The organism is Promicromonospora citrea (assembly GCF_013004695.1).
Taxonomy (GTDB): domain Bacteria; phylum Actinomycetota; class Actinomycetes; order Actinomycetales; family Cellulomonadaceae; genus Promicromonospora; species Promicromonospora citrea.
In genome coordinates, this window is record NZ_JABEMG010000004.1 from 70,737 (window position 1) to 81,396 (window position 10,660).

A 10,660-nucleotide genomic window follows, 5' to 3' on the forward strand; every position below is an offset into this window, starting at 1 on the left:
AACAGCTCATCGCCCCACGCGATACCGCTGCAGCACCACCCCACCCGCAAATCCCCGCGTCTCCACCAGCTCCAGCTCCACCCACCCGTCCAGCGCCCCGAAGAACGGCGTCCCACCGCCCAGGAGCACCGGGTGCGTCACCACGGTGACCTCGTCGACCAGCCCGGCCCGCAGCGCCGCACCGCCCAGCGCGGCCCCGCCGACCCGCATCGGCCCGCCGTCACCCTCCTTGAGCCGGACGATCTCCGCGACGGCGTCGCCGGCGAACAGCCGCGCGTCCCCCTCGACCTCCGCGAGCGTGGAGGAGAACACCACCTTCGGCGTCTCCCGCCAGTTCCGCGCGAACTCGGTCTCGGCCGGGCTCGTGCCGGGCTGCTGGTCGCCGGTCTGCCAGTAGCGCATCGACTCCCACAGCCCGCGCCCGTAGAGGAACAGCTCGATCGCTCGCTCCTCCTCGAGCCAGAACTCGAACAGCTCGTCGCTCGGCTCGCTCCAGCCGAGGTCGCCGTCGGGCGTGGCGATGTAGCCGTCGAGGCTGACGTTCATGCCGTAGACCAGCTTGCGCATGGTCAAGCTCCCTTCGCGCGGAGGCCCGGGTCGGGCCCTGTCGGATCAGAGACGCCGGCGGACGGCGGAAGTCATCGCGCCCACGCCCTGTTCACCAGCACCCGCACACCCTCGGGCGCCGCCGCGGCGTCGCCCGCGTACGCCCGCTCGCCCCATGCCATCACCTGCTCCAGCTCGGGGATGCGGGCACCGCCGGAGACGCTCCCGCCGCCGTCCGTCGTCCACAGGCCCTGCCAGTCGTCGCCGACCAGCAGCACCGCCCCGCCGAGCAGCTCGAGGACGGCGCCGTCCAGCCCTTCCAGCAGGTCTGCCGACCCGAAGTCGCACGCGTCGCACCCGCAGTCGGGGAACAGCTCGGCCTCCGCTGCGTCGGCCAGCCCGACCCGGACGGACGGCACGCCGCCGTCCGGAAACTCCTCCACGACGACCAGCGGCCACGTGCCCGGCCGCGCCGAGACCAGACGCACCCCTGAGCCGTCGCGCGACGCCTCGACGTCCGGCAGCCCGGACAGCACCTCCACCCACGCCCGTGCCCGGAGCAGGACGGCGGCGTACCGCTCCGGGTCGGTCACCCGCGAGTACTCCTCCTCGGATGCCTCCCGGTCCGCGTGCGGGTTCGGCCACGACGGCGGGTGCGACCGCGCGTAGACGTCGGCCACCCGGGCGACCAGCGAGGAGGCATCCATGCGCGGAACCCTAGCGGCCGGTGCTTTTCGTCGCCGCGCGGGCCCCGGGATGGGAGCCTGGTCCCATGACGGACGAGACACGCCCCGCGACGTCCACGGAGGTCCCCGCCTCGGCGGCCCCCATCACCCTGGGCCTCGTCCTGATCCTGGGCGGCCTGGTCCTGCTGTACCTGCCTGCTCTGCTGGACATGCTCGGCGGCGGCGAGGGCGCGGCGCTGCTGCTCTGGTTCCTCGGTGGGGCCGGCCTGATCGCCGGCGTGGTCCAGCTCGTCATCGGCATCCACCGGCTCGCCGACAACGTCGACCGCGCCGCGCGGGCCGTCCTGGAGGCCCGGCGCGACTGACGTCACCCCACCATGTCCGCGCAGCTCATCGCGGTGTCGGGCGCGAGGACGCCCCCGGTGCGCTCGAGGTGCGCCTCGCCCCACACGCGCACGCCCTCGACCACGGGCAGCACCGTCTCCCCGTACGGCGTGAGCCGGTAGATGACCGGCGCGGGCACGGGCCCGGTCTCCAGCCGCTCGACGAGCCGCACGTTCTACGGCGACGACGTGCTCGGCGACCGGCCGATCAAGGTCCGGTTCGTCGTCACGCGCGTGGGCCGCGACGAGGCCCGGTTCGAGCAGGCGTTCTCTGCCGACGGCGGCGCGACCTGGGAGACGAACTGGGTCGTCGTGGACAAGCGCGTGCGGCGCTGAAAAGAACCGGCCCGCGCACGGCCGCGTCCTTACACTGAGAACGCCCGCCGAGCGCGGGCGTTCTTCGTTTCCGACCGAAGTTTCCGACCGAAGTTTCCGAGTGAGAGGCTCCCCGTGACCGTCGTCGCGATCCAGGACCAGGTGGAGGCGGCCGTCGCGGCCGCCCTGACCCGGGTGCTGCCTGCCGAGCAGGCCGGCACCGCCCCGGTGGTCCGACGATCCGACCGCGCCGACTTCCAGGCCGACGGCGCCCTCGCGGCGTCCCGGGCGGCCGGCCGGCCGCCGCGTGACCTCGCGGCCGACGTCGCGGGCGCGCTCTCCGGCGCGGTCACCGCCGAGGTCTCGGGACCGGGCTTCCTCAACCTCACGGTGCCCGACGCCGTCGTGTGGTCGGCCGTCGCGGACCGGCTGGCCGACGACCGCCTCGGTGTCGCGGCGCCGCGCACGGGTGAGCGGGTCGTCGTCGACTACTCGGCGCCCAACGTGGCCAAGGAGATGCACGTCGGGCACCTGCGGTCGTCCGTGATCGGCGACGCGCTCGTCCGCGTGCTGGGGCACCTCGGCGCCGACGTCGTGCGGCAGAACCACGTGGGGGACTGGGGCACGCAGTTCGGCATGCTCATCCAGTACCTCGACGAGCACCCGGCGGCGGACTGGCGCGGGCAGGGTGCCGCGACCATGTCCGCCCTCGACGCCCTGTACCAGCAGGCGCGCGCTGCCTTCGACGCCGACCCCGTGTTCGCCGACCGGTGCCGCGCCCGCGTCGTCGCGCTCCAGGCGGGCGACCCGGAGACGGTCGCGGCGTGGCGCGACCTCGTCGCCGAGTCGGAGCGGGCGTTCGAGGCCCTCTACGCGCGCCTCGGCATCCTGCTCGACGCCGGGGACATGGACGGGGAGTCCCGGTACAACGACGCCCTGCCCGGCGTCGTCGACGAGCTGCTCGCGGCCGGCGTCGCCACGCAGTCCGACGGCGCCGTCGTCACCTTCACCGCTGGTGTCACCGGACCCGACGACGACCCCGTGCCGCTCATCGTCCGCAAGAAGGACGGCGGGTACGGGTACGCCGCCACCGACCTGGCCACGATCCGGCTGCGCGTGGGGGAGTACCGGGGCGATCGCATCCTCTACGTCGTGGACGCGCGCCAGGCGCTGCACTTCCGCATGGTGTTCGACGCCGCACGCCGCGCCGGCTGGCTGCCGGACACCGTGCACGCCGAGCACGTCTCGTTCGGCACCGTGCTCGGCCGCGACGGCCGCCCGTTCAAGACCCGTTCCGGCGGCACGGTGCGCCTGGCCGACCTGCTCGACGACGCCGAGGCCGCGGTACGCGCCGTGCTCGCGGAGCGGGAGGGCGCCGACACGTTCCCGCAGGAGGAGCTCGACGCCGTGGTGCGCGCGGCCGCCGTCGCCGCCGTGAAGTACGCGGACCTGTCGACGACGCGCACCAAGGACTACGTGTTCGACGTCGAGCAGATGGTCGCGACCAGCGGCGACACCGGCGTCTACCTCCAGTACGCGCACGCGCGTGTGCGGTCGGTGCTGCGCCGGGTCGGCTGGGCGGAGGGCGACGGGACGCCCCTCGACCCCAGCCTGCCCGCGCACCCGGCGGAGAAGGAGCTCGCGCTGACGCTCGACGCGTTCGACGCGACGCTGCACGCGGTCGACCGCACGCTGGAGCCGCACCGCCTGTGCGGGTACCTGTCCGACCTGGCCACGGCCTTCACCCGGTTCTACGACGCGTGCCCCGTGGCGCGGTCCGAGGGCGCCGTGCGGGCCAACCGCGTCGCGCTGTGCGCGCTCACGGCGCGCACGCTCGGGACGGGGCTCGACCTGCTGGGTATCGCGGCGCCGGACCGGATGTGAGGCGAGCCCGGAGGTGAGCACGGCCCGGTTCGACACAATGGTCCGATGATCACCTCCGAGCTCGCGCGACAGCTGCACGACGCGGGCCTGGTCTGGTCGCCGTCCGACGGCGACCAGTTCCAGGTCCGCTCACCGGGGCTGTCCGGCGACGTCTTCACCGTGAGCACCATGACCATCGAGGCGCACGAGTACCCCACGGGCACCATCCTGGGCTTCAACGGCACGACCGAGTGGGCGCTCGACTCGGTCGCGATCGAGGACGCGCTGTGGCTGCCCCGCGAGGACCAGCTTCGCGGCCTGCTGCGCTCGACCTTCCGGGCCCTGCGCCGCACCGACGACGGCTACGAGGTCGAGGTCGACCTGCTGGGCACCACCCGCGTCTTCACCGACCCCGACCCGGCCGAGGCGTACGGCCAGGCCCTGCTCGCCCTCATGGAGCTGAGCCGCTGATGGAGCTGAGCCGCTGATGGCGCTCCCCGCCGACAGCCACGTGCACAGCGAGTGGTCCTGGGACACGGGCGGCCCGCGGTCGGACGCCGTCGGGCGCATGCGCGCCACGTGCGCCCGCGCGGTGCGCATCGGCCTGCCCGCGCTGTTCTTCACCGAGCACCTCGACATCCCGGGCTCGTGGCGCGCCGCCCCCGAGGACCTCCAACCCCACCAGCGGCACTACCTGGACGCTGCCGGCCGCGTCGCCGTCGACCCGCTCGACGCCGCGGGCTACCTCGACGCCGTCGACCGCATGCGGCACGCGTTCCCCGACCTGTACATCGGCACGGGCGTCGAGCTCGGCCAGCCGCACCTCGCGGGGGCCGCGGCGGCCGAGATCATCGACCTCGGCCGTCTCGACCGGGTGCTCGGCTCGCTGCACACGCTCGACCTGGGTGGCGGACCCGCCGAGCCGGTGACGCTCTTCCGCGAGCACGCGCCGGACGTCGTGCTGCACCGGTACCTCGAGGAGGTGCCCGCGATGGTGCGCGGCTCCGACGCGTTCGAGGTGTTCACCCACCTCGACTACGCCGTGCGCGCGTGGCCCGCCGCGGAGCACGGACCGTTCGACCCGCGCCGGTTCGAGGAGCCGATCCGGGCCGCGATGCGCGCGATCGCCGACGGCGACCGCGCCCTGGAGATGAACACGCGGCGTCTGTGGCCGTGGATGGCCCGGTGGTGGGTCGAGGAGGGCGGTCGCGCCGTCAGCATCGGCAGCGACGCGCACACCCCGGAGGCGCTCGCGACCGGCCTGCCCGAGGCGGCGGCGATGCTGGAGCACGAGGGCTTCCGCCCGCCCCGGCGCCCAGAGGCCCTGTGGCGCCTCGGCTGAGCCCGCGCTCGGCCCTCTGTCGGGCCGGGACCGAACCCCCGGGCGAGTCCGCCGCAGCGTGCCGCACACCGAGGCGGGCCGGCTGCGCAGAGCGCGCGCATCCTGGGTGGCGTGCACCCAGGAGCACTCCTGCCTCGTGGTGCCGGGCCGGCAGCGGCACAGTGGAGGCATGAGCGCACCGAGCCCCGCACCCGCCCGTCTCGCCGTCGTCGGCGGCCGCGTCCACCGCGCGCCCGGGCGGGTGGAGCGCACCGACCTGTACACCGACGGACCGGTGATCGTCGACGCACCCGCCCCCGCCGACCTCACGATCGACGCCGGCGGCGCCTCCGTCGTGCCCCTGCTCGTCGAGTCCGTTCTCGCCGGGACGACGCCCCCCGACCCCGACGCCTTCGACCTCGTCCCCGGCAACCCCGCGACGTTCGCCGTCCTCGACGGCCCCGTGAGCGCCGACCGGATCACCCGCATGCTGGTGGCCGACCCGGCAGGCCTGCGCGCCGTCGTCGTGGACGGGACGGTCGTGGTGCGCGACGGCGCCGCCCTGCGGCCGCGGGGCACGACCGCCTCGGGCGCGGCCCTGGCCGCGGACGACCCGCGGCTGGGCGCGTGGCACGACGCCCGCAGGGACATGACCCAGCACCTCACGCCCGACGGCCGCTACAGCGAGACCCGCGGCGGCGTCCGTGACGCGTACACCGGGAGCTTCTGGCTGGACGGCGACCGCATCACCTACCTGGACGACACCGGCTTCTGGGCGTTCGGCCAGTACCACGCGGGCGTCCTGCACCACGCGGGGTTCGTCCTGCGGCTGCCGTAGCCGGGGGTCACGCGCCCCCGTGCAGCGTCGGCCGGTACACCAGCTCCTGGATGTGCCCGTCGAGCGTGCGGTGCTCCAGCAGCTCGAGGTCGAAGTCCTCGGCGCCGCGGAAGATCGGGTCGTCGCCCGTCCTGCCCGTGACGACGGGGAAGAGCGTCACCTGGACGCGGTCCACGAGGCCCGCGGCGAGCAGCGCACGGTTGAGCGACAGGCTGCCGTGCGAGCGCAGCGGCACGTCGGACTCCTCCTTGAGCCGCGCGACGACGTCCACCGCGTCGCCGCGCGCCACGACGGCGTTGCGCTCGAGCGGGTCCTGCAGGGTGCTGGACACCACGGTGGCGGGCAGCTCGGCCATCCGGCTGACCCACGGGTCGCCGACGGCGGGATCGGGGACGGTCGCCAGCATCTCGACGAACATCCGGTAGGTCGTCGCGCCGAAGACCATGCGCTGGTCCGGCTCGTACAGCGCGAGGCGGTGCTCGAGGAGCTCGGGGCCCTGCTTGCCCCAGTAGCCCGTTCAGTCACCGCCCGCGCTGCCGTAGCCGTCGAGGCTGCTGAAGACGTCGAACGTGTACGTGGCGGTCATCGGTCGCTCCCTGGTCGCGTGCGGGCGGTCAGGAAGAAGGACCGCCCGCACGACCGGAACTGATCGGTACGCCGGGGGAAGGGGTCAGGAGACGCGGATGAACGTGGGTCCCGACTGCCAGATGCTCGTGTACCGCACGCTCTTGCCCGGCACGGGCGCCTCGATCTGCATGCCGTCGCCGGCGTAGATCGCGATGTGGCCCGGCGTCCAGATGAGGTCGCCCGGCTGCGCCTCGGCCCAGGAGACCACGGTGCCGGCGTAGCGCTGCGACGCGGACGTGCGGGGCAGGTCGATGCCGACCTGCGCGAAGACGTACGAGGTGAACCCGGAGCAGTCGAACCCGGCGGGCGTGGTGCCGCCCCACACGTACGGCACACCGAGGTACCGCATCGCGATCGAGACGACGGACGCGCGGCGCTGCGCGGCCTCCTCCTCGGCCTTCTGGGCGGCGATCTCCGCCTGGTACGCCTCGTTCTCCTCGGCGGACACGACGGTGACGGCCGTGTTCTCGACCTTGAGCTCGGCGGTCGGCGCGACGGCGACGACGCCCGAGGCGGCGACGGCCTGGCGGGCCTGCGACGCGAGCGCGTCGATGCCGTTCGCGTCCAGCGACCCCTGCATCGGCTTGCCGGTCAGCGCGGTACCCAGCTCGGTGCCCAGCTCGGTGGCCGGAGCGGCCTGCGCGGGCGGCGCGATGAGCGACAGCAGGACGCCGCCACCCGCCGCGGCGATCGCGGCACCACGGCCTGCCGCCGCGGCGGTCTGGCCGGTGCCGGCGAAGGCGGGGAGTGCGGGGCGACGGGCCGCCCGGTGGCGGCCGCGGGCGCGCGAAGCCGTCGTCAGGGAGGACTGGGGATCCATGAAGGCGTGGACCTTTCAGATCGACGGGAACACCGGCGCAGGGGGCGTGTCGTGGGTCACCCCCAGCGCATAGCGCCCAAGAGTAACGGAACGGACACGATGCGGGAACCACCTCATCGAAGATGACCGCTCGGTCGTCGTTCCCGGCCCGCAGGGGACAATGCTCCCCATGCGACTCCTCCTGCTCCGCCACGGACAGACGCCGTCGAACGTGGGCGGGCTCCTCGACACCGCGAGCCCCGGTCCCGGGCTCACGGCCCTCGGCAGGCGCCAGGCCGCCGCCGTGCCGGACGCCCTGGGCGACCGGCGGATCGACGCCGTCGCCGTCTCGTCGCTGGTCCGTACCGCGCAGACCGCCGCGCCGCTGGCCGTAGCGCGCGGCCTGGAGCCGGTCGTGCTGCCGGGCCTGCGCGAGATCGAGGCGGGCGACCTCGAGATGGCCGCGACGCACGAGGCGCACCTGCGCTACCTCGGGACGGTGTTCGGGTGGGCGCGCGGTGACGTCACGCGCGCGATGCCGGGCGGCCCCGACGGCCGCGCGTTCCTCGAGCGGTACGACGACGCCGTCACGCAGCTCGCCCGCGCGGGCTGGGAGGACGTCCTCGTGGTGTCGCACGGCGCGGCCATCCGCACCTGGGTCGCCGCACGCGCCGCCGGGGTGGACATCGACCACGCCGAGCGGACGGCGCTGGCCAACACCGGCCTCGTGGAGGTCGAGGGGGACCCGGGGTCGGGGTGGCGGGTCGTCGCCTGGTCGGCCGAGCCCGTCGGCGGCCCCGCCGTGGACGCGCTGCTGGCCGACGACCCGACCGGCGAGCCGGTCGACGAGGTGTGAGCCGGCGGGGCGCGAGCGCTCAGCCCAGCTCGGGCGGCAGGTCGCCCTCGTGCCGCACGACGAGCGACGTGACGGCGCGCGTGAGGCAGACGTAGAGCCGCCGCAGTCCCGTGGCCCGGTCGGGCTCGGCGGCGACGACGGCGGCGGGGTCGTGCAGCACCACGTGGTCGAACTCGAGGCCCTTGGCCAGCGAGGCGGGCACGAGGTCGAGGTGGGCGTCGAACTCCGAGACGTCGCCGGCCTCCTGCTCGTCCTTCTGCTCGGCCTCCTGCTCGCCGACGACGGCGAACGTGAGCCCCGCCCCCGCCAGCACCGACCGGGCCCGCGGCACGGCGGCGTCCGGCACGATCAGCCCGACCGAGCCCTCGCGCCCGACCACGTCGGCCAGCACGCTCTCGAGCGGCTCGGTGGTGAGGGCGAGCCGGCCGCGGGTGCGCCGTACCGCGGTCGGCGGCTCCAGGCCGGGGGCGATGCGGGGCAGCAGGCGGGCGGCGAGCTCGATGACGTCGGCGGGCACGCGGAACCCGGCGGTGAGCTGCTCGACGTGGCCGTCCGGCTTGCCGAGGTGGGTCAGCACGCGGGCCCAGTCGTCCGCGGCCCACGGCGTCGTCGCCTGCGCGAGGTCGCCCAGCACGGTGAGCGACCCGGTCGCGGCGCGCCGCCCCAGCGCGCGCAGCATCATCGCGGACAGGTCCTGCGCCTCGTCGACGACGACGTGCGCGACGGACCCGGTCCGCTCCAGCAGGTCGGCGATCTCGTCGAGCAGCACGAGGTCCGCGACCGTCCAGCGAGCCGCGCCGGCGGAGCGCGGCGGACGGTCCCAGGTGAGCAGGCGCTGCTCGTCGGGCGTCAGCACCCCGTCGGCGCACGCCGCCAGGAAGTCCGGCTCGGCGAACAGGCGGAACAGCAGCCGGCGCGGGTCGAGCGCGGGCCACACGGCCGCCGCGTAGTCCCGCACGGGCCGGGTCCGTGCCAGCACGTCCCACGCCTTGTCGTCGAGCGCGTCGCCGGACTCCTCGATCTGCACGAGCACGCGGTGCGCGAGCGCGTGCCGCAGCTGCGCCGCGCCGAGGGCGTACCGCACGTCGCGCGAGCGCACCTGCTCGACGGCGTCGCGCGCCCCGTAGGCGGGCACGCGCCAGCGGCGCGAGCCACGGGGCAGCACGAGCGTCTCCGCCGGTTCGCGCACGTGCGACCAGACCGCCGCGCGCAGCACCTCCGCCAGGCGCGCGTCCCCCTTGAGCGTCGCGACGTCGACCGGGTCGGCCGCCCGGACCGGAGCGTGCTCGCCGACGATCTCCTCGATCGTCGCCTGGCGCGCGTGGATCTCGCCGAGCGCGGGCAGCACGTCGCGGATGTAGCGCAGGAAGCTCCGGTTCGGCCCGACGACGAGCACGCCGCGGCGGGTGAGCTGCTCGCGGTGCGCGTACAGGAGGTAGGCGGCCCGGTGCAGGCCGACCGCCGTCTTGCCCGTGCCCGGCGCGCCCTGCACGACGAGGGTGCGCTCGAGCGGCATGCGGACGATGACGTCCTGCTCGGGCTGGATCGTCGCGACGATGTCGCGCATCGGGCCGGTGCGCGGGCGCTCGATCTCGGCCTCGAGGATCTCCGAGCGGGCGGGGTCACCGCGGCCGGGCCCCGCCCGGTCCAGCGGCTCGTCCTCGAACCCGGTGAGCTGCCCGCGCTGGAAGCCGTAGCGCCTGCGGGCCGTCAGGCCCAGGGGCTCCTGGGGCGTCGCGCGGTAGAACGGGGTGCTCACGGGGGCGCGCCAGTCCACGACCATGGGCTCGCCGTCGGCGTCCGAGACGTGCCGGCGGCCGATGTGGAAGGTCTCGGTGGCCGTGCTGGTGCGCCCGAAGAAGAGCGGGATCTCCGGGTCGTCGGTGAGCTGCTCCATGCGCCGCGCGAGGGCGGCCTCGAGCACGTCGGCGCTCACGGGGTCGCCCGCGTACCGCCCGTCCAGCGCCGCCACGCGCTCCCGCATCCGGCCGAGCTGGGTACGGGCCTCGGCGAGGAACTCGCGCTCCCGGACGAGCTCGGGCACGACGGCAGGCATGAGCGACCTCCAGGCGGTGAGGGGGTGGGGACGGCCGCGCGAGTCTAGTGCGGCGGCCGGCGCTCCGCCCGGGCTTTTCGTCCGCGACCAGGCGGGCGACTCAGAGCGTTATTCAGCGGCTCAGGGGTAGCCATGAGTGTGTGAGGTCCTGACCTGCTTCGTCGCTGGTCGGGGTCAAGATCGGGCAGATAGCGCAACGGTCCTTGCGTCCGGTTTGATCGTGGTTGTCGAGACCCCATCAAACCGAGCGAAGGACCGATGCCGTACCACTCTACTTCCGGGCTGAGCCCTGCCCAGACCGCCGAGCTGATCAACCGCGTCCACCAGGTCCACGCCGCCCGCCCCGACGAGCAGCGGTACGACTTCGAGA

13 protein-coding genes are annotated in these 10,660 nt (G+C 74.7%); 7 read left to right on the plus strand and 6 right to left on the minus strand.

Annotated elements, in window-relative coordinates:
- Positions 1 to 6 precede the first annotated feature (6 nt).
- On the minus strand, positions 7 to 567 hold the full coding sequence (locus HLB15_RS01840; protein WP_171103114.1) for a dihydrofolate reductase family protein: 561 nt from the start codon (positions 565 to 567) through the stop codon (positions 7 to 9).
- 71 nt (positions 568 to 638) lie between these two features.
- Complete coding sequence (locus tag HLB15_RS01845; protein ID WP_171103116.1) at positions 639 to 1,253, minus strand: DUF6226 family protein; 615 nt, start codon at positions 1,251 to 1,253, stop codon at positions 639 to 641.
- 65 nt (positions 1,254 to 1,318) lie between these two features.
- Between HLB15_RS01845 and HLB15_RS01850 the strand changes: the two genes are divergently transcribed.
- Positions 1,319 to 1,597: a hypothetical protein gene (locus HLB15_RS01850; protein WP_171103118.1), complete on the plus strand. Its 279-nt coding sequence runs from the start codon at positions 1,319 to 1,321 to the stop codon at positions 1,595 to 1,597.
- A 2-nt stretch (positions 1,598 to 1,599) separates the two neighbouring features.
- Here HLB15_RS01850 and HLB15_RS01855 read toward each other — a convergent pair whose 3' ends face one another.
- The gene (locus tag HLB15_RS01855) at positions 1,600 to 1,755 is read right to left on the minus strand and encodes an HxlR-like winged helix-turn-helix transcriptional regulator (protein WP_229785707.1); all 156 of its coding nucleotides are present in this window, start codon (positions 1,753 to 1,755) and stop codon (positions 1,600 to 1,602) included.
- Between HLB15_RS01855 and HLB15_RS01860 the strand changes: the two genes are divergently transcribed.
- The 5 genes from HLB15_RS01860 (at position 1,739) to HLB15_RS23695 (ending at position 5,952) form a co-directional block, all read left to right on the plus strand.
- Entirely contained in the window at positions 1,739 to 1,951 is a 213-nt protein-coding gene (locus tag HLB15_RS01860) for a hypothetical protein (RefSeq protein WP_171102995.1), read from the plus strand. The two genes, HLB15_RS01855 and HLB15_RS01860, sit on opposite strands and share 17 nt — an antisense overlap.
- A 114-nt stretch (positions 1,952 to 2,065) precedes the next feature.
- Complete coding sequence (gene argS, locus HLB15_RS01865; protein WP_171103123.1) at positions 2,066 to 3,814, plus strand: arginine--tRNA ligase; 1,749 nt, start codon at positions 2,066 to 2,068, stop codon at positions 3,812 to 3,814.
- Between the two features lie 45 nt (positions 3,815 to 3,859).
- Positions 3,860 to 4,264, plus strand: coding sequence for a pilus assembly protein CpaE (locus tag HLB15_RS01870; protein ID WP_171103125.1), 405 nt, complete (start codon positions 3,860 to 3,862; stop codon positions 4,262 to 4,264).
- A gap of 16 nt (positions 4,265 to 4,280) precedes the next feature.
- Entirely contained in the window at positions 4,281 to 5,135 is an 855-nt protein-coding gene (locus HLB15_RS01875) for a PHP domain-containing protein (RefSeq protein WP_171103127.1), read from the plus strand.
- A 169-nt stretch (positions 5,136 to 5,304) separates the two neighbouring features.
- Positions 5,305 to 5,952 (plus strand): Atu4866 domain-containing protein, encoded by a 648-nt coding sequence (locus HLB15_RS23695; protein ID WP_212759376.1) that lies wholly within the window; start codon positions 5,305 to 5,307, stop codon positions 5,950 to 5,952.
- A 7-nt stretch (positions 5,953 to 5,959) separates the two neighbouring features.
- Here the strand turns inward: HLB15_RS23695 and HLB15_RS01885 are convergent, their stop codons facing one another.
- Both HLB15_RS01885 and HLB15_RS01890 read right to left on the minus strand, forming a co-directional pair.
- On the minus strand, positions 5,960 to 6,397 hold the full coding sequence (locus HLB15_RS01885) for a dihydrofolate reductase family protein (RefSeq protein WP_373291128.1): 438 nt from the start codon (positions 6,395 to 6,397) through the stop codon (positions 5,960 to 5,962).
- A gap of 225 nt (positions 6,398 to 6,622) precedes the next feature.
- Entirely contained in the window at positions 6,623 to 7,399 is a 777-nt protein-coding gene (locus HLB15_RS01890; RefSeq protein ID WP_171103129.1) for a C40 family peptidase, read from the minus strand.
- Between the two features lie 169 nt (positions 7,400 to 7,568).
- Between HLB15_RS01890 and HLB15_RS01895 the strand changes: the two genes are divergently transcribed.
- Positions 7,569 to 8,234 carry a histidine phosphatase family protein gene (locus HLB15_RS01895; RefSeq protein WP_171103131.1) on the plus strand — a complete coding sequence of 222 codons (666 nt, stop codon included), beginning with the start codon at positions 7,569 to 7,571 and terminating at the stop codon, positions 8,232 to 8,234.
- A 19-nt stretch (positions 8,235 to 8,253) separates the two neighbouring features.
- Here HLB15_RS01895 and HLB15_RS01900 read toward each other — a convergent pair whose 3' ends face one another.
- Entirely contained in the window at positions 8,254 to 10,290 is a 2,037-nt protein-coding gene (locus HLB15_RS01900) for a HelD family protein (protein WP_171103132.1), read from the minus strand.
- Between the last annotated feature and the right edge of the window lie 370 nt (positions 10,291 to 10,660).

Excerpts from the sequence above, each read along its gene's own strand:
- HLB15_RS01840 (WP_171103114.1), bottom strand. The coding sequence starts at position 567 with ATGCGCAAGCTGGTCTACGGCATGAACGTCAGCCTCGACGGCTACATC.
- HLB15_RS01845 (WP_171103116.1), bottom strand. The coding sequence starts at position 1,253 with ATGGATGCCTCCTCGCTGGTCGCCCGGGTGGCCGACGTCTACGCGCGG.
- HLB15_RS01850 (WP_171103118.1), top strand. The coding sequence starts at position 1,319 with ATGACGGACGAGACACGCCCCGCGACGTCCACGGAGGTCCCCGCCTCG.
- HLB15_RS01860 (WP_171102995.1), top strand. The coding sequence starts at position 1,739 with ATGACCGGCGCGGGCACGGGCCCGGTCTCCAGCCGCTCGACGAGCCGC.
- HLB15_RS01870 (WP_171103125.1), top strand. The coding sequence starts at position 3,860 with ATGATCACCTCCGAGCTCGCGCGACAGCTGCACGACGCGGGCCTGGTC.
- HLB15_RS01875 (WP_171103127.1), top strand. The coding sequence starts at position 4,281 with ATGGCGCTCCCCGCCGACAGCCACGTGCACAGCGAGTGGTCCTGGGAC.
- HLB15_RS23695 (WP_212759376.1), top strand. The coding sequence starts at position 5,305 with ATGAGCGCACCGAGCCCCGCACCCGCCCGTCTCGCCGTCGTCGGCGGC.
- HLB15_RS01885 (WP_373291128.1), bottom strand. The coding sequence starts at position 6,397 with ATGGTCTTCGGCGCGACGACCTACCGGATGTTCGTCGAGATGCTGGCG.
- HLB15_RS01890 (WP_171103129.1), bottom strand. The coding sequence starts at position 7,399 with ATGGATCCCCAGTCCTCCCTGACGACGGCTTCGCGCGCCCGCGGCCGC.
- HLB15_RS01895 (WP_171103131.1), top strand. The coding sequence starts at position 7,569 with ATGCGACTCCTCCTGCTCCGCCACGGACAGACGCCGTCGAACGTGGGC.
- HLB15_RS01900 (WP_171103132.1), bottom strand. The coding sequence starts at position 10,290 with ATGCCTGCCGTCGTGCCCGAGCTCGTCCGGGAGCGCGAGTTCCTCGCC.